The sequence below is a fragment of the Rufibacter roseolus genome (assembly GCF_017916365.1).
Classification (GTDB): domain Bacteria; phylum Bacteroidota; class Bacteroidia; order Cytophagales; family Hymenobacteraceae; genus Nibribacter; species Nibribacter roseolus.
The window spans coordinates 1757773-1782082 of sequence record NZ_JAFMSU010000001.1; the positions used below are offsets into that span (position 1 = coordinate 1757773).

Sequence of the window (24310 nt, forward strand, 5' to 3'; positions counted from 1 at the left end):
GGTTGATAAAATCTGGTATCTCTTTTTGAGGGTGTTTTTCAGAAATAAGGGCTAAAGTAAGCATAAAAAGAGAAAGCCATCTGCCAGAAAAAGAAGCTCTTGAAAAGCTGCGTTCTGACAGATGGCTTTACCGGGTTATGAGGGAAGTGAAGGGTTATTTCTTAGCGTTCAGCTCATCAAGGAGCAGGTAGCGGCCGCGGTTTTTCTCGGTGACGGTTTTGGTGTTCACGTCAATGACCTGGTACTGCGCGGCGTTGCCGGTGGCAGTAGGCCATTTTGGTAAGTTGCCGCCGTTGGGGTTACCGGTTTTTATAAAATTGGCGAAGTACTCCTGCATGGTCTTGGAGACTTTGTAGTCCTCCGGAGTCCAGGCGAAGACCTTGTTCGTGGCCAGGTTGCCCATGGCGTACTCAATCTCGGCAGAGTGGACGGCACCCGTGGCGGGCGGGGCTTTGGGCGCGTTGGAATCCTTTACCACGCCGCCTGCCAGACCGGCGGTGGCGTTGCCCATCTCGGGTACCATCTCAGGACGAGGGCGGGAGTACAGGTAACGGTACACGGGTTTGCCGCTGGTTTTGCCGTGCAGGTCAATCCATTTCCAGGTGCTGTAGGCGATGAACCGGTCCCCGGACAAGTCAGTAGCCACCTGCGCAACCTCGGCATCAGAAGCGGCGGCATATTGTTTCAGGACATCCTCGGCCCGGGGACCATACAGTTTCTGCACTAGTTTGGTGTAGTTTTCCTTCGTAGGGGCATCCTGCCCGAAGAGGGCGCGGTAGGTCATTTCCTCTGAGTTCCAGCCAGCCAGGAGCGGAACATTGGCCTGCTCACCCGCCGCGAAAACGGCCGCAGGGGATTTAGTGAAGAAGTAGCCGTCCAGGGTAGGCAGGAAACGGCCCATGCCTGGTTTGCCAGCCTCGTTCAGAAGCTGTTTGGCGTCCATGGCCCGCAAGGCTGCCAGAGAAGTAGCCCCGATGCTGGTGGCAAACTTCACGCCGTTCTGCTCAGCCTCGGCCAGCGGAATTGGATCGAGGCCCGAGTTCACCAAGGCCCCGCTTTCCCCAATAGCGCCGGCCATGAGGTTCTTAGACAACGGAGACGCCATCTGTGCACTCACCGAGATAGACCCCGCCGATTCCCCGGCAATGGTTACCCGGTTTGGATCTCCGCCGAAGGCCGCAATGTTCTCTTTGACCCAGCGCAATGCCGCCGCCTGGTCCAGGAAACCGTAGTTGCCCGAGCCCTTGTAAGGAGAGGCCTGACTTAGCTCCGGGTGCGCGAAGAACCCGAACACGCCCAAACGGTAATTCACCGTAATGGCCACAATACCTTTCTGCGCCATGCTCTCGCCGTCATAGCGCGGCTCAGATCCGTCGCCGGCAATAAAGCCCCCGCCGTAGAAGTACACCAGCACCGGCAGCTTCTCTTTCCCGGTTTTGGCCGGCGTCCAGACATTGAGGTATAGGCAATCTTCGCTCACGCCATTGCTCCGGAAATTCATATCCCCGAATACCGGCAACTGCATGGCCCTCGGCCCGAATTGCGTTGCCTTGCGCACGCCCTGCCAGTTCTTCACCGGCTGCGGTTCGCGCCAGCGCAGCTCGCCCACCGGCGGCGCGGCAAACGGCACCCCCTTGAACGAGCGGATGCCACTCTTCTCCAAAGTGCCTTCTACCAGGCCGTTGGCGGTTTTTACCTGGTTCATGGTGGTGGAAGCTCCAGCGGTTTTGCTTTTGGTTTGCGCCCCTACCGTGGGTGCTAACAGCACAGCCACGAGGAGCAGGAGGAAGATTTTGTTTAGGCGACGTTGCATATGTTAAAGCTGTTTTTCTAGATGAAATGATGTGTTCACAAAGATGGCAGTTCATGCCCAAACCCCGGAAAGAGGAATAGACATAAAGGTACCTGCTATCAAGATCAAGATATAAAATTAATCAGGAAGGCAATGAATACGGACTGATTTTCAATACAGAATTATTGGCAGCACACGATGCTTCAGAAAGTAAACCTTACTTCTTCAGATAGATGTCTCTTCTGCCAACCCAGGTATTATTTGCGTTCTTCTGAACGTTCACAATGCCCGTGCCTCCTACGTCTGTAAACAAAGATGCCAAGTATTTGGCATTCACCAGGTTATCGTCTTTGAATACAAAATCACTGATGTAAAAGGGAGCGCCATTCTCTGGTTTTATGGCCGCGTGGATGTGGGCGGGCATGGAGTTATCTGGGTAACGGGCGGGCCTGATGGATTTGATCTCATAAGAACCGTTTTGGTCTGTCTTGCACCAGCCATGCAGGCGCCCATGCCATTTCTGGACGCCGGTTTCATTTCCTTTCTTGGCGTAATGGCCGGTATTGTCTGTGTGATAGGCGTAAATGATGGCGTTGGAAAGCGGCGTATTACCGTCCTTTTTGAAAATTCGGCCGGAAATCACCAGCCGTTCCCCGGGCTCTGCCGCACCCGCGATAGTCATGGTGCGGGTGAGTTTCTGGGGCATGTTCAGGAAACAGCATTCTATGGCCGCATCGGGATTGTCGCAACTGTCAGCAACGGTTTGGACAGTCGCTTTCTCTGGCTGGTGTTGCGTCTGCGAGGAAGAAGATTCACAGGCGGAACCCAGCAAAAGCAGCAGGAAGCTACTCACCCAAATGTGCAGTTTTGTTCCCATGATCTTCTTTATACGTGTAAAAACCAAGCGAATCTATTCCTTGCCAAAACAATCAAAGAGGCGGAAAAACTATGTCCACTAAGCCGATCAAAGGTGACAGTAAAAGCCAGGATTAGGCGGGCCTAAAAACGTTTTCGGCCTGCTTTTTACAAAACAGGCCGAAAACGACATTCACGTATTTTGAAGCAGAACTAACTTCCCAACTCTATTTCCTTTGTCTCACTCAGGACTCCAGACTCAGAACTCAGGACTTCCAGAATATAGCTTTCCAGCTCCTGCGCGCGGTGCGCGGCGGTGTGGTGGGCCAGGACTTTCTGGCGGGCGCGTTCGGCGATGGCTGTGCGTTTGTCTTCCGGTAAATGAATCAGGAAATTAAGTGTGTCCTCAGCGGAGTAGGAGACTAGGATCTCTTTGTTGAACTCAAACAGCTCATCCAGGCCGTCCCAGTAATCGGAGATGATGGGGGTACCACAGGCGGCGGCTTCAAAGAGACGCACGCTGGGCGAGTAGCCGGCCTTGATCATATCGGCGCGGGTGATGTTTTGGGTGAAGCGCTGCTGGTTGTAGAATTTGCGGTGCTCAGCGGGTGGCAGGTGATGGATGTACTCACAGTTCTCGGGCCATTGAATGGAATCTGGGTACTGCGGGCCCGCCACTACGAAGGAGCCCAACGGCCACTCACGGGCGGCGTCCAGCATGAGTTTCTCCAGCGGCGGCTGACGGTCATCGGAGTAGGTACCCAGGTAGCCTAAGTCCCACACTTTCTCTTCCTGCGGCTCTGGGAAGTAAAGCTCCGGGTCAAACGAGCAGTACAACGGACGCGCCATAGGTGAACCGAACTCCTTCTCCAGTTTCTCCAGGGTTGGTCCGCCGGTAAACGACAAGTACATGTCGTACTGCGGGATTAGGCGCGGGTGCAGGTACTCGTAGTCTTCGCGGGCCAGTTTCGCCAGGGTCACTGGCGTATCGATGTCGTAGAAACCGGTGACGCCCTGCGCCGTTTGGATGGCCCATTCGCCCACGGCTACTCCCTCGGGTACGTACGAACCTACCAGCACGAAATCAGCGGTGCGCACCTGCTCCGTGAAGCGGGTCTGCAAATCTTCCAGCGACTGGTACAACTCGGTCTGGCAGTATTCAGGGTTAGGTAAATCACGATTAGAAGCGTACCACGGCACATCGCGCTCCAGGAACAGGATGTGGTGACCGCGGTTGCGCAACTCGCGCACTAGGCCTCTAAACGTGGTGGCGTGCCCATTTCCCCAACTAGAGGTAATAGACAAGCCCAGAATGACTATGTTCAATGGTTTTTGACTCATGTGGAAGATGTTAGTATCTAGATGTTAGATGCTAGACTTTTATTTTTCACTGGCGCGAGCGTCCCGCTCGTGTCCGCACGCTTTCCAAAGGATGTTTGATTCAAACACTCCTGTCATCTTGGAAATACCTTATGGGCGAACTTTAAAAGCATTAATGAAACGCTACTACCGTTTGCTCACAAGGTCCTTTCAGGATGACAAAAAGGTGAACTAGAATGCGTGCGGACACGAGCGGGACGCTCGCGCCAGCGGCTCAGCTATGTTCTGGGGCTGATTTCTGAAAATCAGCCCCAGAACAGAAATCAGGTTAAGACACCAAAGCGTCTGCCGAGGAAGGAGCAGCCGTAGTGGTGCGTGGAGTGGTCAAAAGCAGTTGCTCCAGTTCATCGGCGCGGTGGTCATAGGTGTGTTTGGCCAGTACTTTTTGGTAGGCGGCTTCGCCGATGGCTTTGGCGCGCTCTGGCGTTAAACCTTGCAGTAGCGTAGCGACTTCAGCTCCGTCTTTGGCTACCAGAATTTCAGTCTCGGGTTCGAAGAAGAAGTCAATGCCTTCCCAGTAATCAGTGATGATGCAGGCGCCAGCACCGGCGGCTTCAAACACGCGGGTGGCCGGGGAGAAGCCGTAACGGGCCATGCTTTCGCGGCTGATGTTCAGGACGGCTTTAGGCGTGCAGTTGAAGGCGTTGTGCTCTTTGGTGTACACGTGGCCGATGTAGTTCACGTTCGCGCTCATGGGTTTGTCGCCCCAGCCGCTGCCGCCAATGATGAACTGCTGCTCGGGTAATTTGGCGGCCACGTCTAGGAAGAACTGCTCTACACGAGCTTCGCGGTCAGGGAGGCGGTTGCCTAAGAAGGCGAGGTCGCATTGGAAACGCTCCTCGGGCTCTACTGGGTAATGTGTGGCGGTGTCCAAAGCATTGTAGATAGGAACACACTTCTTCGCGCCTAATTTCGCGTACGCGTTGATGACCGGGTCTCCGCCGCCGTAGGTCAGAATGAGGTCATATTGCGGAACATGGGCTCTGAATGGGTCGGCGGGGTCGTTCTCTACGCGGTCCAGGGTGGCGGGTGCGTCAACGTCCCAGAAAATCACGAGGCAGTTCTGGCTTTGTAGTTTCAGCACTTCGGCTTCGAGCAACTCGTCAAAGACACCTACGCCGCTGGCTTTCACCACCACATCGGCCGAGGCCGCATCTTCCAAGGCTTTATACACGGCTTCCTCGGTGGCCGGATACACGACTACTTTGGCGTACTCGGGGTCCGGAATGTCGCGGTTTTCCTGGCGCTGGTAGGCATCAGGCTCGTAGAAAGTGACCTGGTGGCCACGGTCATGCAGCGCCCGCACGATACCGCGGTAGTAGGTGGCGGCACCGTTCCAGTACGCGGAAACCAAACTAGAACCGAAGAAGGCGATGTTGAGCTTTTTATTCTGCATGGGTCACAGGAGATTTTGAGGATGGATAAATTTTTTCGGGCGCGATGCCCAGTTCTTCGCAGATTTCCTCCAGCTCGTTCACGCGGTGCGAGCAGGAGTGTCTGCGGTTGATGGTGCGCAGGCCGTCAGCCACCATGTCCTGGGTGCGCCGGGTGTCTTGCAGTACGCTTTGCAGGTGTTTTTTCATTTCGGCACCGTTTTTAGCGACCAGGAAATCTTCGCCGGGCGTGAACAGGTTCTCGGCATCTTCCCAAGGCGCGGTAATCAACGGAATACCGCAGGCCAGCGCCTCAAACGGACGGATAGTTGGAATACCAGGCAGCGCCTCTACGTATGGTCTCCGCGGTACGTGCACCGTCACTTTGTACTTGGCGAACACCTCAGGGGCTTTGTAATTGGGCAGCCACTCACCGTATTCAATTCCGGCCTCAGCCAGTGATTTAATGGCGTGGTCTGGGTAGCGTACGCCGTACACCTTGGCTTTCAGGCCGAGTTCTTTCACGGGGTTCAGCAGGAATTCGTGCAACTCGGCGGTGCGTTCTTCGTCGCCCCAGTTGCCAATCCAAACCAAATCACCTTCTTTCTCGGTGGAGGTGCGCGGATAGAAAATGCGGGTATCGGCGGCTTCGTGCCAGGTCCAGGCTTTCTTTGTCCAGCCTTCGTTCAGGTACAGTTCTTTGATGACATTCCCGAAGGCCAGCACGCCGTCATAGTGGCTGAGGTCATAGGCGGCCATGCTCTCGCGCTCGGTTACGGCGCGGTGGTGGGTGTCATGGAACAGCAGGCGGTAGTTGTTTTTGCTGCGGTGCTCGCCCACCAGACGTACCAGGTCATGGTCGTTCCATTCGTGCACCAACACCAAATCGGCACCGGCCAGCACCTCGTCTAAATTGAGGGTATCCAGTTCGTAGAAATTGGTGTCCAGGCCCGGGTAGTATTGGTGCAGTTCCTCAATTTTCTCCTCGCCGTACTGCGAGATGAGGTTGCTAAGGCTCCAGCCGTCTTTGGGTTCGTAAACCTGCACGTCATGGCCACGGCTCTTAAGTTCCTGCACGATGCCGCGTAGGAAGTGGGCGTTGCCGTGGTTCCAGTCTGAGAGCAGGGAGTGGTAGAATAATACCAGTTTCATAGTTTTTGGTTAGATGCTAGTAGTTGGAGGTTAGATACTAGACTTATTTGATTCTTTCATTTTACACGCATTCCGTCCCCCTTCAAAGGGGGACGAAGGAGAGGTTGGATTTACAGCGTCTCCACCTGATCAGGCGCTTTGGGTTTCACGCGAGTGGGCAGGGTGGCGTAGGCTTGCAGGTACTCTTGGGCCATGAGCGCGGTGGTGTAGTCCTGAGCTTTCTTCACCGCCCGACAGGCCATGATGTTGCGGAGGAATTCATCGTCAATGAACTTATTGATGACGGTGGTGAGGCCTTCCACATCGTTGGTGTCCACGTACTCCGCCGAGGTGCCCCAGATTTCCTTGAGGCTGTTGATCTTGCCCAGCACCAAGGCGCAGCCCGAGAAAGCGGCTTCCAGAATAGACAACCCGAACGGCTCATACTTGGCGGGCAGCACGTACAACGAGGCGCGGGAAAGCCAATCGGCTACTTCGCGCTGGGAGAGCTTGCCCAGAAAATGCACGTTCTTGAATAGCTTGCTGTCGCCGGTGGCCGGATGCACGGCATCGCCGGCGATGTAAATGGGCCAGTCCACGGCATCGGCTACCTGGGTGAGCAGGGCGATGTTTTTGGCTTCGTCCCACACGCGGCCCATGCTGAAGATGAACGGCTCCTTGCGCCCGAAGTGGAAGGCATGTGGGTCGCGGCCGTTGTTTATGACCTGTTTTTGGGAAAAGGTGCCGTAAACGGTTTCCGCTTCCTGAAGCATGGCCTCAGTGGGAGCAATCACCAAATCGGCGGCGTGCAGTCCATCGCGCACGCGCTCAAAGTAGTAGTTTCTGTCGGCGGGGGCGTTCTCGCCTTTCATGGCGCGCCACCAAGTCTGCACGCAGGAATGGATGACCATGAGCACCGGTTTGTTCCAGGGCAGATGGCCTTGGCAGAAGTTGTTCAGGTGGATGAGGTCGGGGTTGAGCTGTTCGTTCAGTTCCAGCAGCCATTGGCCCGCCAGGTCTACTTCGGTCCAGGGATTGTCCATCCATTCCAGCTGATATTCGCTTTCGTACACGGTCACGTTGGTGAGCGCCGCCAGTTCCTGCCGTTGCTGTAGGGTGATGGCCGCGCCCATGGTGGCGAGGTAAAAGTGCACGTTGTAAGGCGCCATCGCGCGGATGAGCTCCAGACTGTAGGTCCAAACCCCGCCCACGCTGTCGGTGGTCATGAGTACGCGCCGATGCGGTTTATCTACCATAAATTCTGTCTAGTACCTCTGCTACTTTCACAAACTGCTCGGCTTCTTCGCTGAACTTCTCGCCGTTGGCGACGCGCTGCGCCCATTCCACACCGGCCCGTCCGCCCCAGGCATCTGGCGGCGAAACCAAGGTTTCGGTGTTGGTGCCCCAGAAGCGCTCGGCCACGAAGTCATAGAAAGAGCCGTTCACGTTTTTGAAGGCCGCGCCGCCTTTGGTGCCGTAGAAAGTGGCGCTGATGATGGCTTCCTGACCGGCGGGCAAGTTCCAGGAACAAGTCAGCTGCACGTGCGGACCCGTCGCTAACTGGATGCTGGCAGTGGCGTAATCCTCCACGGCATCTGCAGAAGACGTCAGGCGTTTCCCTTTAGAGAACAGGCTGCTGGTTACGCTTTCCACTTGGGGGAAGTCTAAGGTCCAGAGTGCCAAGTCCACCAAATGCACGCCCAGGTCAATCACGCAGCCACCGCCGGAGAGTTTGGGGTCATAGAACCAGGGTTTATCGGGGCCATAAGCATTATGGAATACCAGCTCCACGCCGTAGATATCGCCTAGTTCGCCGGATTTCACCAGGTCATACACTTTGCGCATGGCCACGGTGCTGCGGTAAGAGAGGTCCACACCCAAGAGCGTATCGGCTTTTCGGGCGGCTTCTACTACGCGCCGGGTTTCCTCGGCAAAACGGCCCAAGGGTTTCTGGCAGAAAACGGCTTTCCCGCTTTCCAGGGCCTGAATGGATTGGTCGGCATGGAACGCACTAGGGGTGGCAATGACTACGCCGTCTATTTCATCAGTCAGTAAGTCTTCAATGGTGTTGCCCACTTTGGCGGCCGGAGCGGTTTTTTGGGCTTCCTCTACGTTTTGCGGGGCTGGGTCTACCACGGCGGTTACCTCGGCTACGCCGGCATTGGCGATGGCTTCCATGCGGTTACGGCCTATCCAGCCGATGCCCAGGAAGCCTAATTTCAAAGTATCTGTAGAAGCAACGTTGGGGGCTGCTGCTTCTTGGATGGGTTCTAGTAAAGTGTCTTCAGCCATAGGTTGAAAGGGTTTGTTTCCAGGTTATTCAGCTTCTTTGTAGAAGCAAAAGGTTTCCCACCTGTTTTGGAAAAAGAGGTGGGAAACGGGTTTGTGTCTTTATTGAACGTCCCCCTTTGAAGGGGGTAGGGGGATGATTACTCGTACTGAGTAAAACATTCCAGATATTAATTTTTCAGGTCTTTCCTTGTAGCCGGAGCTAGTTGGATCTTGAGCGGCTTTGTCATCCCCCTACCCCCTTCAAAGGGGGACGGAATACGTACTTACATCGTCACAATCGCCTTCATGAATCCGTCTGGGCGGTCCGTTAAGGCAGCAAATGCCTCTTCCATGTTTTCCAGCGGGAAGGTATGGGTGTAGAGCATCTCGGGTTTCAGGCGGCCGCTTTCCACGGCTTCCACGGCTTCTTTGATGCCGTCTAAGTACATTTGCGGGTCGCGTTCGTGGGCGTTAATCACGTCCAGGCCGCGCCAGTTCCAGAGCTGAATGTTCACCTGGCGCATACCGTCCTGGTGGAACCCGGCAATGATGAGGCGTCCGCGCTCTTTGCACAGTTCGCCGGCCAGGTTCAGGGGCCATTCTTTGCCGGTGCACTCAATTACGCGGTCGCAGAAAACTTCGCCGGTGAGTTCTTTCACGCGCTCAATGATTTTGTAGTGGTCATCCATCGGGATGATTTCATCAGCGCCGCACTGTTGGGCGATGTCCAGAGAGAACGGACGCTGGGAGATGGCAATAACCCTGGCGCCCGCCTCTTTGGCTAATTGTACGAGTAAAGCCCCCAGAAACCCGATGCCCAGAATGGCCACGGTCTGTCCGGCTTTGATATCAGAGCGTTTGAAGATGTTCATGGCGCAGCCCAGCGGCTCACCGGGGAACGGTTTGCCCGCCAATGACTCCGGCAACTTCACTACTGAGGTGGCTTCGGCTACGTCATAGGCGGCGTAGGAATTATAGGAAAGGGCGGCTACGCGGTCGCCCACTTTCAGGTCTTTCACCTCGGCGCCCACGGCGTCAATAATGCCCCAGCCTTCGTGACCGGGGTTACCGGCCGGAATAGGGTAGGAGAACCACTCGCGGCCTTCCCACACGGGAATGTTGGAGGCGCACAGGCCGCAGCCTTCCAGCTTGATGCGCACTTGAGTGGCACCTAGTTCGGGCAGAGCCACCTCCTGGATTTCTACTTGTTTAGGAGCGGTAATCACCGCCGCAGCCATATTGGTGGCCGCGGCGGTGTCAAGGGTTTCTTGGAATAGATCGGTTTGCATGATAGGGTATTAAGCTACTGCTACGTTATCGGTTTCTTGTTCCATAGCCACGGGAGCTTTCAAAGATACTTCAATGCCTCTGGTCTCGCACAGCCACTGGTAGAGTTTGGCTACGCCTTCCTGCACGCTGTTTTTAGGGTACCAGCCGGTGGCCTCGTGGAACTTGCGGATGTCAGACACATAGTAGTGCTGGTCACCAGGACGCCAATCGCCGAAGCTTAGGTTCACTTTTTTGCCGCGGTAGGTGCCAATCAGGTCCAGCAGTTCCAGCAAACTAGTGGTGTTTTTCACGCCGCCGCCAATGTTGAAGGCCTGACCAGACAGTTCCTGGATGTTTTCCTGCGCCAGTAAAAATGCGTCTACCAGGTCTTCCACGAACAGGATGTCGCGCACCTGCTTGCCATCGCCGTAAATGCTTATGGCTTTGTTCTCAATGGCTCTTATGGCGAAGTGCGCTACCCAGCCCTGGTCTTCGTTGCCGTACTGATGCGGACCGTAAATGCAGCTCATCCGGAACACCACCGCAGGGATGCCATAGGTTCTAGCGTAGTCAACCACATACTGATCTGCGGCGCCTTTGGAGCAACCGTAGGGGCTGTGGAAATCCAGCGGACGGGCCTCTGAGATACCATTGGCCTTGATGTGTTTGTCTGAGGGGTTGTAGCGGGTACCGTTCGGGATGAAGCGCAGGTCTTCCAGGCCGCCGTACACTTTATTTGTAGACGTGAATACCAGCGGTGGCGGATTATCCTGGGCTCTGATAGCCTCCAGCACGTTCACCACGCCTCTTGCGTTGATTTCAAAATCCTGGATTGGTCCGGTCAAGGAGGTAGTCACTGCTACCTGCGCCGCGAAATGGTAGACCTCGTTGGCGTACTTCATGACGCGTTTTACCGCCTGTAAATCACGGATGTCGCCTACGTACACTTCCAGCTTGTCGCCGTAGTTCTGGTGCAGCCATTGCAAGTTGCGCTCTACGCCCATGCGGGAAAGGTTATCGAAAATGAGGACGCGCTTGCCTTGCTCCAAAAGACGCTTGGCTAAGTTGGTGCCCACAAAGCCGGCCCCACCGGTTACCACGGAGTAGCGCTCCTGGTCAGAGAAGTCTTCTTTGCGGCGGATGAAGTTGAACTTGTCCAGTCCATCCAAGCCGTTTTCAGCCCATAATCTGTAAAGCAGTTTAGGGCTGCCGTCCACGTTCTTCAACCCGAAGTGGTATTTCCGCTCATCGGCATGAAACTCCACTGAGCTGTTCAAATCCAAATCCTGCACGCTTGACCAAAAGACTTTGGTAACGGGCGCTTTGCACACTTTACGGAACTCCTGGAACTGCTTGAGTTCATCGTGTTGCCAGGTAGAGAAACCGGCTTCGGTTATCCAGATTTCGGCTTTTGAACCCGTGTTGCTCAGCACTTCGCGCAAACGCTGAATGTTAGCATCCCAGCCTTCCCACTCGTGGTCAAAGACATCGGGGAACCCGTGAATGCCTACCGCGTCAATGTGCTCCAGCACCCCGCGGTTATACATCAATTGCAGCCAGTTGGGGTCAATGGGGCTCATGCCGCCCAGCACGGTTTTCTTGCCACGTTGCTTGACTACCTGCGCGGCCACGGCAATCATCTGGGAGAACGTATTCCAGTTCTGGTCCAGGGTGTAGTCGTATTGGGCTTTGTTGTTAGGCTCGTTCCAGAGTTCAACCCACTCAAAGTGAGTGCCTAGGTTCACTAACACGGTGTCCAGGAACTCGGCAAAAGCAGTTGGGTTTTGCGGCGGGGCAGAGGTCTTGGGAGCTGCCGCCAAAGCAGCCGGAGTCTCATGAAAGCAAGGTAACACCTGTACTTGCTTAGCCAAGGTTGGGATGAGCCAGCTGTACCAGGCTTGGCCTTCCTCAGTGGAATAGGCGGCCCAGGAGATGCCGGTGCGCAGTTCCGTGACGCCCAACTCCTTTACCTCCGCCAGAACAGTTTCTACGCGGGCGTGCTCACCAGGCTGGAACCATTGTACCAAGCCGATGGTGGGGGCGGCCAGGGGGGTATGTTTAGGATGTGTTTTGGCGATTCTTGTCATACGGTTTTAAGCTTCTTTTTAGGAAAACAGGTCAGAAACGCAGCGCCTAGACGGTCAAGCCCCGGGAGGCTAACTCGGCGCTCGCCTCATTGACGCGGTCGTACGCAATCTGTCCCTCCAGCCAATCGGCCAGCTCAGTTAAACCGCTGTTGAATTCTACTTGTGGATAAAAGCCCAATACTTCTTTGGCCAGGCTGATGTCTGCGTAGCAGTGGCGGATGTCGCCTACGCGGTACTTGCCAGTAATCTCAGGGGTTAATTCCTGTTTGCCCATGACCTCAGCGAGGCGCTCACCTATTTCCCGGATGGTGTAGTTGTTGCCGCTACCCACGTTGAAGACCTGTCCGTTGGCTTCTTCTTTTTCCATGGCCAGACGGCATGCCAATGCCACATCGCGCACGTGCACGAAATCGCGCTGCTGGTTTCCGTCCTCAAAGATCATGGGGGCATTGTTGTTCAGGAAGCGAGAGGCGAAGATGGCCAGCACACCGGTATACGGGTTAGACAACGCCTGACGCGTACCATACACGTTGAAGAAGCGCATGGCCACCGTTGGTATGTTATAGGCGCGGCCCACCATCAGGCAAAGGCGCTCCTGGTCATATTTAGACAGCGCGTAAACGGATGACAAACACGGGATCTTAGATTCTGGCGTAGCCACCGGCGTCAGCACATCGCCTTGCTCACTTTTCAGTTCCCAGTCACCGGCTTTGAGTTGCTCCAATCCACGCTCGGCGGCAATCACTTTCTCGCCGGTGGCGGAGGTGTACAGCCCTTCGCCGTAGATGCTCATGCTGGAAGCCACCACCAGTTTGCTTACCGGTTTCTCAATCAGGCACTCCAAGAGAACGGCGGTGCCGATGTTGTTCACATCGGTGTATTCCTTGATTTCATACATGCTCTGGCCCACACCCACCATGGCGGCGAAGTGGAACACGGCATCTACGCCTTCCAGCGCTTTTAGTACCGCCGCTTTGTCGCGCACGTCACCTACCTGCAATTCAACCTCGGGGTTAAGGTATTCTGGGCGCGTGCAGTCTTTGCCGTGAACCTGCTCTGACAAGTTGTCCAGGGCGCGTACTTCATATCCAAAATTGATCAGCTCATCTGCCAGGTGCGACCCGATGAAGCCTGCACCGCCCGTTATCAATACTTTCTTTTTCATAGTTGTTAGTAGGTGGTTTTAAGGGTTACAAATGGTGCGGAGCGGAACTGGGTTTTCCCAGAGGGAGCGTAGCGGGTGCCGTATAGGAAACCGCCTCGGGAGGTCGCCTTCTTAGGGTTCAAGGCTCCGGACCAGATGAATTCAAATGTGTTATTTACAGGATTGGTGTTGTAAAAGACGCCAGGGCTGGTGAGTCCCTGGAATTGGATGGCAGCGTAAGGGAGTTTTTCTATCTTTGGGGTACCCATCAAAGGCGCTTTGCCTTTTCCGCTGCCTGCCATACCCTTCCCCGCTATGGCCTTACGTATTCCGCACGCGCCGCCACATAAGGCGGAAACAGACGTTAAAGGAACAGAAAGGCTTTTAACCATAGTAGAAGATGCTGAGGAATTAATATATAGCTTTTATTCATTTTTATGGAAAGGAACGAAGAACATCCTCCTTGGGTTATGTTTCGCTATTTTCTTGGTACTTATACGGATATTAAATAAGTAGTTTTACTTGAAAGAAGTGGGTTTGACTTGGCTGTGAATAGATGAAAATTACGATTGATATTTAGGAAGATAGCGCCTAGAGGGCATAAGAAGGCTACGGATGATTTCAGTTTCCGCAGTGTGGAGAAAGTTTACAATGAAGGGTGAAAGAAGTATTTGTGGTATTTGAGAATACCTCTTTAGTAGAAAACCTCAGCCAAAATCAGGGTTTATTATTTTGGCTAAGGTTGTATTATCTTATGCATCTACTTGGCTTTGACAAACCAATATGCAAAGGCAGGCATAAATAAAAGGTGCGTAATGTTACCCTAAGAAGGATAGCCTTATAGGCTTCGGTTTCTTTCCTTATGAAAGCTTGATTTTACAAGTTTGTAGCCCAAAAAGAAGCCTGTAATCCTTAACACCCAGGTTAAGGAAAGTTCTACCAATCTTTGTTTCCAGTAAAGGCAAAAGAGATTCCTTCATTCAGCTTTGAGGTCAGGTAAACTAACCATAGAAACAAAAGGAATAAGGCTAATATTCTTAAAAGCTTGAAGGCAATGATTTGCACCTCTCTTTCAAGGAGCAAGAAAAACAAAAAGGTAAGTAAAACAGGAGGAATTGAGTTTACAAGCAGGATATAAATCAAGCCTTTGTCAAAGTCTTCTCGCAAAAGGTGGCCGTAGCCTTTCATGAAAGCCTCTCCTCCATGGAGGAAATAGGCATTTAAATAGAGGTTCATCAACACCCAGAACCCAGCCAGCACGGCAATAGGAATTCCAAACGCTACAGCGGTTTTAAGATGCGGTTTTAAGAAGCCCTTCATAGGAAATTTCAGATTCTGTTTAGGGCCTGTTTTCTTAAAAACAGGCCCTAAACAGCCTACAGGATGTCGTCGCGTTTGTCTTCGGTGACGGTGAGCAGGACGGATTCTACGTTGCGCTCGGTTTTCTCCAGGATTCTGAACTCGTAGACGCCGTGTACCGCGGTTTCGCCTATCTCTGGGATGCGGCCGTAGATCATGTTTAGGTAACCGCCTACGGTTTCGTAGTCTTCGCCCTCGGGGAGCGGATAAGGCAGGTCATCGTTCACATCCAGGATAGAGGCTGAGGTGTCTACCTTGAATTCAAAGTCGTTCAGTTTCTCTACCAAGGGGGTTTCTTCATCGTACTCGTCCTGGATCTCGCCTACCAGTTCTTCAATGATGTCCTCAATAGTGACAATGCCTGAGGTGCCGCCAAACTCATCTGAGACCACGGCAATGTGCATGCGGTTGCGCTGGAAGTCTTTGAGCAGTCGGCTGATTTTTTTGGTCTCAGGCACAAAGTAGGCCTGGCGCATGAGTTTCTCCAGGTCCACCTTCTCGCCGGACCGCAGCACTACCAGCAGGTCTTTCACGTACATGATGCCCACGATATTGTCAATGGAGTCGCGGTAGACGGGCATGCGGGTGTAGCCTTCGTTGAATACCACCTCAAAAATCTCTTCCTCGGTAGAATCAATGTCCAGGGCTACCAGTTTGGTGCGGGGCACCATGATCTGCTTCACCATGCGCTCGTTGAACTCAAACACGTTCTCAATCAACTCCTGCTGGCTACCGCCAATTTCGCCGCTTTCGGCAGACTGTTCAAAAAGGAGGCGTAATTCGTCGGCGGTGTGTACCTCTGAGCCGTGCATAGGCGTGATGCCTACCCGCTTCAGAATGAAGTTGGAGAGACCGTTCAGAATCCAGATGAAGGGAAGCAGCACGAAGTACACCAGGCGCAGCGGAACCGCTACCGCCAGTGTGGTGGATTCAGGCCGTTGGATGGCCAGCGATTTTGGGGCCAGTTCCCCGAAAACAATGTGTAAAACGGTAATTACGGCGAAGGAAACGGGCAGCGCGATCTGGTGGGCCAGCTCCGGGTCTGGGGCCGCCCCAAAGGCATGCATGGCCCCAATGATAATCTCCGATACCACGCCCTCGCCAATCCAACCCAGGCCCAGTGAGGCCAGCGTGATCCCTAACTGGGTGGCGGAAAGGTAAGCATCCAAGTGCCCGATCATGTGGTGGGCTATTTTGGCCAGTTGGTTTCCGGCCTGCGCTCTAAGTTCAATCTGAGAGGCTCTTACTTTTACCAGGGCAAACTCGGCGGCCACGAAAAAACCATTCAGGGCAACCAGCAGAAGGGTAAGGAAGATGTTTAGGATCATAGTGGGAGGCGGTCCTTTAAGGGTGTAAAAGGGTCGCTTGCATCAAATTTAATGGTTTATCAGCACTATCAAAGTGTTGAGACACGTTTCCTCTACGTGAACCGCGGTAGAAAGTAGGCGCTTGGTATCCTTTAAAAGGCAGGCTTTGTACTGGTTTGTTCGGGTTTACGGCGGATTTGTAGTAATTTGCCACTCTTTACCAGAAGCTGAAAATCAAATGATAATTGTTTGGAAACGCGTTGTGCCTTTGCTGCTGCCTTTGCTGTTTTTGGTCATTGCGGCCCAGGCCCAGGTGCTCAAACCTTCTACCTGGAGTTATGACGTGTCTGCCCAAGAAGTGAAGGTAGGCGAGGAGGTGGAACTCATCTTCAACGTCAAAATTATTCCGGAGTGGTATCTCTACTCCTCAGACTTTGACCCTGACTTGGGGCCGATTGTAACCACCTTTACTTTCCAGAAGCATCCTTCTTATGCGCTGGTAGGCAAGATTAAACCGGTGAACCCCAAGAAGAAGTTTGACCAGACCTGGGGCGGCGAGTACACTTATTTTACCAAAACGGCCCAGTTCCGGCAGAGGATAAAGGTATTGCAGCCCACATTGGTGGTAAAAGGAAACTATGAGTTCCAGGTTTGCTCTGAGGTGAACGGCCAGTGTATTCCAGGGGAGGGCGATTTTAATTTCGCTCAGATAAAGGTATTGCCCGGGGCAGCGCCTGCTACGAACACCCCCGCCCCAGATGCCGGCGCCAATAAAGGCGGCTCTGCGCCAAACGCTTCATCACCCGCGGGCGGAAACGGTACCAATGCGCCAACCTCCGGTACGGTAGCACCCATCGCACCATCGGCTACAGCGTTGTCAACAGATACTTCCGGGCTAACCTCCGATGTCTCGACTACCGCTTTTCCCCAGGCCAGCGACAGCAACCGCGCCGTGGCTTCGGTTAACCCGCAACCTAAAGCTGATCTGGCCGGAATGGCTATGGCTTCAGATGGGCAAGCGGCGCCTATTGGTTTATGGGAGTTTATGATCGGGGCCTTCCTGTCGGGATTGGTGGCTTTGCTCACGCCTTGTGTGTTTCCTATGATACCTATGACCGTGACCTTCTTCACCGGCGGAAGCGCGAACCGTTTCAAGGGTATTATCAAGGCTTTGGTCTACGGCTTGTCCATCATCGCTTTCTATACCCTCATTGGTACCTTGGTGTCTAAACTGGCCGGTCCTGAGGTAGCCAATTTCCTGAGCACGCACTGGTTTCCTAACCTGCTGTTCTTTGTGGTGTTCCTGCTGTTTGCCATGTCTTTCTTGGGCATGTTTGAGATCACGTTGCCGCACTGGTTAGTGAACAAAGCCGATGCCCAAGCTGATAAAGGAGGTTACTACGGTGTGTTTTTCATGGCCATTACGCTGGTGCTGGTGTCTTTTTCCTGCACCGGTCCCATTGTAGGTTCCATCCTGGTGATGTCGGCGGGCGGGGAGACGTTGAAGCCTATCTCCGGCATGTTTGCTTATTCCATGGCCTTCGCGCTGCCGTTTACCTTGTTTGCGGTTTTCCCCAACTGGCTTAGTTCTTTGCCCAAATCTGGTGGCTGGTTGAACTCGGTGAAGGTTTGCCTGGGGTTCATTGAGCTGGCGCTGGCGCTTAAATTCCTGAGCATCGCCGACCAGGTGTACCACTGGCGGCTACTGGACCGGGAAGTGTACCTGGCTTTGTGGATCGTGATTTTCACCCTTATGGGGTTTTATCTGTTGGGCAAACTCAAATTCTCCCATGACTCAGACTTGCCCTATTTAGGGGTACCCCGGCTGTTGATGGCCGTTGCAACGTTTGGCTTTGTGGTGTACATGGTGCCTGGTTTGTTCGGGGCGCCTTTGAAAGCGCTGTCCGGGTACCTGCCGCCGCAGGCCACGCAGGACTTCAATCTCACTGCCGGTATGTCGTCGGGCGGAAGCACCGCCAGCACCATCTGTGAGCAACCCAAGTACGCCGATTTCCTTAAACTGCCCCACAACCTCCAAGGCTACTTTGACCTGGAACAGGCCAAGAAATGCTCTGAGGAACAAGGCAAACCTATCTTCGTGGATTTTACCGGCCACGGCTGCGTGAACTGCCGTGAGATGGAAGCCAACGTGTGGTCAGACCCCGAGGTGCTGAAACGCCTTCGCGAGAACTTCGTGATTGTGGCCCTATACGTGGATGACAAGAGCGAACTGCCCCAGAGCGAGTGGTATACCAGCACCTACGACCAGAAACAGAAAACCACCTTGGGCAAGAAGTACGCCGATTACCAGATCACCAAGTTCAACGTGAATGCGCAGCCTTACTACGTGCTCATGGACGGCAGCGAGAACCCCCTGGTAACGCCCATCGCCTACGAGCCCAACGTGCAGAACTTCATCAAATTCCTGGATGCCGGCGTAGCGGCCTACAAAGCGCGTAAGCAGCCGGTGATGTAGATTGAGCTTCAGAAACTCCAATACCTTTTGGGCTTCTGTTTTGCGGGTGTTTCACAGGAAACAGCTTCAAAACAGAGGCCCAGTTTTTTGGTCTGGCCAAGCCTTCTCTTTCACTCCTGACCAGAGCTGCGGCGTTTTGCGCCCCTTTTTGAGAAAATAAGCGTGAAACTACTTCTCATAGTATCTGTCCCGGAACCCCTGTTTCTGCCGAAGGTACTCGGGGTGGTCTTTGGCTTTGAACCAATAGTCTTTGAAAATGGCGGCGGCCTGCGCTTTCTCATTGGTGAGGGCGTCTGACTCCTGCGGGAGAACCTCATTTCCTTTGTGGGCGCTGCCCGAGGAATAAGGATAGGGCAAGCCTTCGTTGTGCGCCTCTGGCGAGGGTGTGTATTTGCGGCCGCCTTTGTGGTTGGCGTAGCGGCGCGCGCGCGTGAAACCCATCTGCAGGAACTTGCGGGCCATGTCGGCGCCTACAAAATCATGCTGGGCCAGGTACGCCTCAAACAGCCCGTAGATTTTCTCGGCCGAGGTCTGCGCTACCTCCACATTCCTGAACCGCCAGTGGGGCAGGATCTCGCTTTTATAGGGTTCCACCAGCAACACGCCTTGCTCGCCCACTCCTACCCGGTACAACTCGGGATGTTGCCGGAAATCGGTGGTTTTGAAGTCCAGGGAATAGTTGAAACCGTTTTTTGCCATGTACATTTGCGCCAGCCATTCAATAGCACCCAATCTGCCTTGGCTTGCGTATGGGAGGTGACTACATTCCTGTTTTACTATGAAACGAGCAAATCTGTTTTCCATAAACCTGATGGCGGTTCCCTGCCTGCTGCTCACGCTGCTGCTGACCGCCTGTGACACCACGCCTAACCAACGCAAGGAGATGGCCTCCCGCGAACTGGACAAACTGGACGAAAAAGCCAATGCCGCCGCCGTCAAAACCAAAGATGAACTGAAGGAGGCCGGCAGAGCCCTGGCCAGGCAGCGTGCCGAGCGTAAATTGAGGGAAGCCCGCGGCCCCGTAGCCGGAAAGCAGGCGCAGATGGAAAGGGAACTACTAGGCGACTACCGCAACTTGTCCCAGTTATCGGCCGACAGTATCCGGGACGCCTATGTCCATTTCCTGCAGCAGGTGCGCGCCCGCAAAGAAGTCTGGACCACCGAGGACTGGGACTACGCTAACGCCATCTACAAACGCCTGAATGACCGCGAGCGCGCCCTCCACGGTGACATTATCCTACGGCACGCCACCAAGATCAAAGCTCTCCAGGCAGAGTATGTGGCTATGGAGAACAAAGCAGATCTGAGAGATTACCAACGCATCAAGAAAGAGCAGGCAGGGCAGTAGTAATGTGCTAATTGTTCAATGTGCTGATGTGTTAATGTGTAGATTGGGAGATGTGAAGATTTGAGAATTGCGGTTGTTGCTTTATACTAAGGAGTGATTCTTGGTTGAGCTTGTGTTAGAGTTACTTTCAATAAAAAAGGCCGGAAATGAATCCGGCCTTTTTGCTTTTATCTTAAGCTGTCTTTGGGTAACACGAAAAGTTTCACCTTTCCTTTCTTGTCTAGAAGCTTTACCGAGGGGAAAAGTGGGAGAATGTCTTTTTCCCGTTGCCGGATCATCAACTCAGGATGTTCCAGTACCCCGTTATTGATTAAAAGGAATATGGTGTCAACTGATTGTGGCTTGAGGGCGGCAGGATCAGTGTAGCCTTGGAAAGTGTAGTTCCTGGGTACATCAAAGCCATAGAAATACTCATAACGGTCAAGCATTACTGAATCCATAAGCACCATATACTTCCCTTGTGGGTGGTTTAGGTGTTGGTCAACTATTTCCTTCTGCTCAAAATAATAGGAGACCGTCGGTTTCAGCATAAAGTAAACTGGTCTAATGGCTAATACGCCTGCTACTGCCACTAACCCCAGCCAATGTGGCCACGGCCGATCCCAAAGAAACAACCCGGCAAAGAAAAGGGCCAGTGGCGCATACATCACCATCATCTTCTGATCTGAGAGCAAAGCACAAGCGCCAAAAAGCAGGGTCAGCAGGAGAAATTTTGAGCGTTTTCCCCAGGTTTGCTCTAAGGCCAAACCGGCCACCAGGCAGAAGGCAGGAAGCAGCGGGTGAAACATGCGCGGCAACAGCGGCATGGGTTTGTAGTAGTCCAGGGAAACGGATCCAAACCAGATGGGCAGCAGCATGCTAAGGGCGGCTAGGGCCCAGAAGGTAAGCGAGTGAGATAGCCGGAGGGAACCACTTCTGTTGCTGAAGAGCACTGTTATTGCAAAAGCCACCGGGAAAGCCAAGCCAGAACCCACGAAGAACAGCAGTGGCCCAATCGTAAGCCGTGGCAACAGCGAAGCGGCACGGGAAGCGAAATATTCCTCCCCGGTGTCTGCCCTTCCGGCTGTGGCTATGTCTTTGAACCTTTGCAGGGCATCGCCGGAGAAAATCTTGTATAGGAGGAAATATCCCGCCAGAAGAAGTATCCCTGTGATCCCGGCAGCTAGCCAAAACCGCAGGTTCTCCCGCTTAATTACTTGCACTACCAAAAGGCACAGGTAGAAAGGAACCGAATAGACAATGGTCTCTTTGGTGAGAAAAGCCAGCAGGTTGAGGCCGGCGAAGGTTATGCCCCAGAAGATTTCCTGTTTGGCGGTTGGGAATGGGTTTCTGGCTTTGTACAGCACCAACAGGCAGGCCGTGGTGAAAAACAGCAGGATGTTGTCTGGGTACAGGTAGTTGACGGTGTTCAGCTGGAAGTAATACAGGCCTAGTAGCACCAGAGCCCAACTGGTGGCCACCGGATGGGTTTTCCGGAAGGTGAGATACAGCAAGAGCAGCGTGCCCAGGGTGCATAGGAGGGGCCAAAAGGTAGTGGTGTACACGTTCATGCCCCATAGCCAATAAAACAAGGCTGTAGGCACAAACACCATGAACCGATGGCAGAAAGAGTAATCGTCAAAGTGGAAGCCGCCATGCAGCAGCTGGTGGGCATAGAGGCTGTAGGAGTAATCGTCTCCGTAGTAAAAGCCTTCGTGTGCCAGAAAGAAATAAGCCAGGGTAAAGCCAATTACGGCCAGGAACCAGAAGCGGGGAGAGGAGAGCGTGCGCTGAAACAGGGAAAAAAGCTGGGGCACTGTTTGTAGTATTCTTTGAAAAGGAAAGGTCGGGAGAAAGAATACACAAAGCAACAGGCTATTCCTTTGGCAATGGGCAATTTAGGAGCGAACTTTGTGGTAGAGACACGCGTTCAGGCCACCAACCTGCGTTATCCAGGAACAGATACCAAAACCAGTGCATACATGAAGTCAAGCCTTACCCGCTTCCTGCTGCTTTTTCTGGTGCTGTGCGCCTTCACGGGCCAGGCACAGGACATGATCCAGACCCGTTTGGGCTACAACTACTTAGATAAGTTTGAGTTCACCGATGAGTGGCAGTACCTAACCACCGACATGTACCTGTTCAACCCCGGGCAGTTCTCCCGGGTCATCAACGAGCTGGAACAGGGTACCACCAAAGCCCGCCGCCGCGACTACATCAACCTGGAGTCGCTTTTTATCTCGGCGCAGCTCAAGAACGCCAAGCTTTTCGGGCAGGAGCCGGTGGTGTACCCATTGTACAATTTTGCCATTGAGCCGGCTAACAATAACAAAAACTACTCCTCGCGCATCTCCGATAACATTGAGGCCATCCGGATCATCGACAAGCTGCCCCTGGCCGCCGATGAGCGCAACATAGACGCTACCGTAGAGGCCAAACTGTTCACCTCAGACAGCCGTGAGGTTTTCTTCAGCCTCATCGCCAACCAACTCACCAACATCTCCAAACTGATGACCCCGCAGGCGGCCATGCTGTCTCTGGTGGGCGAGTTCGGGAACCTCATCAGAAACGCCGCCCAGCGCAAGGAATATAAATTCAGTTCTACCATCAGGCTTTACGAAGGGCAGAACTTTGACACGCGGCTGCACTCGGTGCGGGTGTACGTGTTTGTGCCCTCTTTCGCAAAATTGCCCGCTTTACGCACGGTTCGGCTCACCGAATTGCTGAGCAACAGCCCGCAGGGTTTTGAGCGCCAGAAACTAGAGGCTGCCCTCAACTTCAAAGATTACCCGGTGCTGGTGGTGGCCAACTACAAATCGCTCTACAAGATGGATGCCCTCACCGGCAGCGACATCACCTCTGAGACCATTGAGAAACGCCGCATCCGGATAGAGCAGGCCTTTGCCGCCGGCCTGGTCACCGAAGACGCCTACAAGCAGGAAAAGCTGTTTGTGGAGTTCCTGCGCAACTTCAGCGACCTGAAACAGAACCTGAACAACTATCGCCTGAACTACAAAAACAACAGCCCCGAGGCCAACGCCAAGACCATGTTTGCGGTGGTGCAGGACTACAAACGCCTGAAAACGCTGGCCTATCAGCGCGAGCGCGAGTTCTCCCGCAACTACACCTACCAGCGTATTTTCAAGAGCGAGTACAACTCCATCCTGGCCAACGCCGACAGCTACATGGAATCTGACTTCAACCTGAAAAACGGCAAGGAAATGGTGAACACCCTTCTGGACCTGGACCAGGAGCAGGCCAAAACCTACTCTGTGGCGCAACGCGAGCAGTACCTGAACAAACTGTACTCAGTGGAGCTGCCCAACCCCGAGTTCCTGGCCAGTACGCTGGAGGGCGAAGGCTTGTCACGGCACCTGAACCGGCTGGAGTCTACCCTGTACAATGATGTGTACGCCAAAGAGGTATCGCGCCTGCGTGACATGGCGCCAACGGAGGAGAACATCAGTTTCAGGAACAACCTGCTGGAGAAAGCGAACTCCACCAAATGCCGCACCTGCCGGGAGGAGGTGAAGCAGGCTGCTCGCCTGTTCAACCAGCGCCTGGATGAGCAGCAACTGGAAAAGGAAAAAGCCCGCTTACTGGACCTGAACCAACAGGTGGAGCGCAAAATCCTGGCATACCTGAAGCAGGACGCCTGCATGGACAATGCCTTCAAAACCCAATACCCTGCTGAGGCCCTGCCTGAGTATGTGCAGCGTTTGTACGAGAAGAAACTGGAGCTCCGGAAAGTAGTAGGTGATCTGGAAACTGCCCAGAAAACACCACCCACTGAGATGAAACTGGACCCTGTAAAAGAGCATAACCAGCGCCTCAGTGGTCTCCTGCGGCGCCTGGATCAAGGCTACGCCGATATCTGTGCCGCCGAGAAGAACCTCTGCGGCTGTGACTAGCCAAAGAAAACCTCACAGTCTCCTTTAGGCCTGTTTTACTTAAAACAGGCCTAAAATAAGAAAGCCGCCCCTGAAAAGGAGCGGCTTTCTTCGTTATATTAAAGCAGGTAATGCTTACGCTAACTGGCCTTCTAATTTCTGGGCCAACACGTTTTTAGGAACAGCACCTACTTGTTTGTCTACTACTTGTCCGTTTTTGAAAACCAACAGGGTTGGGATGCTACGGATACCGAATTTGGCGGAAGTCTGTGGGTTAGCGTCCACGTCTACTTTTCCTACCACCACACGACCTTCATAGTCGCCGGCCAGTTCTTCTACTACTGGGCCTACCATGCGGCAAGGTCCGCACCACTCTGCCCAAAAGTCTACCAGAACAGGTTTATCTGAATTGATGATCTCCTCGAAGTTCGCATCGGTGATCTCGATTGCTTTATGTGCCATAATTGTCTGTTTATATAAGTATCATGAATGATGAAAGTCTCAGTTCAAAAATAGAACCAACTCCAATGCAACAGTAAATCTAACGCTTTTGTGTCATGTTTGCCGCTATCCTAGAGGATACCGTTTTAGCATCGGTTTCTGAAAAGCGGGCCAAAAACCTAGTATATCTACTGAATCATAAGGAAAA

The 24310-nt window shown here is 53.5% G+C and carries 19 protein-coding genes; 3 read left to right on the top strand and 16 right to left on the bottom strand.

Features of this window, described 5'->3' with window-relative positions:
• Positions 1–154: 154 nt before the first annotated feature.
• The 13 genes from J3P35_RS06910 to J3P35_RS06970 form a co-directional block, all read right to left on the bottom strand.
• The gene (locus J3P35_RS06910; protein ID WP_210463597.1) at positions 155–1813 is read right to left on the bottom strand and encodes a carboxylesterase/lipase family protein; all 1659 of its coding nucleotides are present in this window, start codon (positions 1811–1813) and stop codon (positions 155–157) included.
• A 196-nt stretch (positions 1814–2009) separates the two neighbouring features.
• On the bottom strand, positions 2010–2669 hold the full coding sequence (locus J3P35_RS06915) for a dioxygenase family protein (protein ID WP_210463598.1): 660 nt from the start codon (positions 2667–2669) through the stop codon (positions 2010–2012).
• A gap of 191 nt (positions 2670–2860) precedes the next feature.
• Positions 2861–3988 (bottom strand): CgeB family protein, encoded by a 1128-nt coding sequence (locus J3P35_RS06920; RefSeq protein ID WP_246850007.1) that lies wholly within the window; start codon positions 3986–3988, stop codon positions 2861–2863.
• 307 nt (positions 3989–4295) lie between these two features.
• Positions 4296–5423, bottom strand: coding sequence for a CgeB family protein (locus J3P35_RS06925; RefSeq protein ID WP_210463599.1), 1128 nt, complete (start codon positions 5421–5423; stop codon positions 4296–4298).
• Positions 5413–6552, bottom strand: a complete 1140-nt coding sequence (locus tag J3P35_RS06930) for a CgeB family protein (RefSeq protein WP_210463600.1) — start codon at positions 6550–6552, stop codon at positions 5413–5415. The genes J3P35_RS06925 and J3P35_RS06930 overlap by 11 nt, the downstream gene beginning before the upstream one ends.
• A 110-nt stretch (positions 6553–6662) precedes the next feature.
• Positions 6663–7787, bottom strand: a complete 1125-nt coding sequence (locus J3P35_RS06935; RefSeq protein WP_246850008.1) for a glycosyltransferase — start codon at positions 7785–7787, stop codon at positions 6663–6665.
• Positions 7777–8823 carry a Gfo/Idh/MocA family protein gene (locus J3P35_RS06940; protein ID WP_210463601.1) on the bottom strand — a complete coding sequence of 349 codons (1047 nt, stop codon included), beginning with the start codon at positions 8821–8823 and terminating at the stop codon, positions 7777–7779. Before J3P35_RS06940 ends, J3P35_RS06935 begins: the two co-directional genes overlap by 11 nt.
• Positions 8824–9086: 263 nt before the next feature.
• Positions 9087–10091, bottom strand: a complete 1005-nt coding sequence (locus J3P35_RS06945; protein WP_210463602.1) for an MDR/zinc-dependent alcohol dehydrogenase-like family protein — start codon at positions 10089–10091, stop codon at positions 9087–9089.
• A gap of 9 nt (positions 10092–10100) precedes the next feature.
• The gene (locus J3P35_RS06950; RefSeq protein WP_210463603.1) at positions 10101–12158 is read right to left on the bottom strand and encodes an SDR family NAD(P)-dependent oxidoreductase; all 2058 of its coding nucleotides are present in this window, start codon (positions 12156–12158) and stop codon (positions 10101–10103) included.
• A gap of 46 nt (positions 12159–12204) precedes the next feature.
• Positions 12205–13323, bottom strand: coding sequence for an NAD-dependent epimerase/dehydratase family protein (locus J3P35_RS06955; RefSeq protein WP_210463604.1), 1119 nt, complete (start codon positions 13321–13323; stop codon positions 12205–12207).
• A gap of 5 nt (positions 13324–13328) precedes the next feature.
• On the bottom strand, positions 13329–13604 hold the full coding sequence (locus J3P35_RS06960; RefSeq protein WP_210463605.1) for a hypothetical protein: 276 nt from the start codon (positions 13602–13604) through the stop codon (positions 13329–13331).
• Positions 13605–14238: 634 nt separating this feature from the next.
• Positions 14239–14622 (bottom strand): hypothetical protein, encoded by a 384-nt coding sequence (locus tag J3P35_RS06965; RefSeq protein ID WP_210463606.1) that lies wholly within the window; start codon positions 14620–14622, stop codon positions 14239–14241.
• A gap of 56 nt (positions 14623–14678) precedes the next feature.
• Positions 14679–15989, bottom strand: coding sequence for a hemolysin family protein (locus J3P35_RS06970; protein WP_210463607.1), 1311 nt, complete (start codon positions 15987–15989; stop codon positions 14679–14681).
• Positions 15990–16206: 217 nt separating this feature from the next.
• Between J3P35_RS06970 and J3P35_RS06975 the strand changes: the two genes are divergently transcribed.
• On the top strand, positions 16207–18444 hold the full coding sequence (locus tag J3P35_RS06975; RefSeq protein ID WP_210463608.1) for a protein-disulfide reductase DsbD family protein: 2238 nt from the start codon (positions 16207–16209) through the stop codon (positions 18442–18444).
• Between the two features lie 168 nt (positions 18445–18612).
• On the opposite strand, the gene J3P35_RS06980 is transcribed toward J3P35_RS06975, so the two are convergent.
• Entirely contained in the window at positions 18613–19143 is a 531-nt protein-coding gene (locus J3P35_RS06980) for a DUF4385 domain-containing protein (protein WP_246850009.1), read from the bottom strand.
• 79 nt (positions 19144–19222) lie between these two features.
• On the opposite strand from J3P35_RS06980, the gene J3P35_RS06985 reads away from it, so the two are divergent.
• A complete protein-coding gene (locus J3P35_RS06985; RefSeq protein ID WP_210463610.1) occupies positions 19223–19792 on the top strand; it encodes a hypothetical protein in 570 nt (189 codons plus the stop codon).
• Between the two features lie 167 nt (positions 19793–19959).
• On the opposite strand, the gene J3P35_RS06990 is transcribed toward J3P35_RS06985, so the two are convergent.
• A complete protein-coding gene (locus J3P35_RS06990) occupies positions 19960–21588 on the bottom strand; it encodes a glycosyltransferase family 39 protein (protein ID WP_210463611.1) in 1629 nt (542 codons plus the stop codon).
• Positions 21589–21753: 165 nt separating this feature from the next.
• Between J3P35_RS06990 and J3P35_RS06995 the strand changes: the two genes are divergently transcribed.
• Positions 21754–23682 (top strand): hypothetical protein, encoded by a 1929-nt coding sequence (locus tag J3P35_RS06995; protein WP_210463612.1) that lies wholly within the window; start codon positions 21754–21756, stop codon positions 23680–23682.
• A gap of 114 nt (positions 23683–23796) precedes the next feature.
• Here J3P35_RS06995 and trxA read toward each other — a convergent pair whose 3' ends face one another.
• Positions 23797–24123, bottom strand: coding sequence for a thioredoxin (gene trxA, locus J3P35_RS07000; protein ID WP_149089150.1), 327 nt, complete (start codon positions 24121–24123; stop codon positions 23797–23799).
• Positions 24124–24310 lie beyond the last annotated feature (187 nt).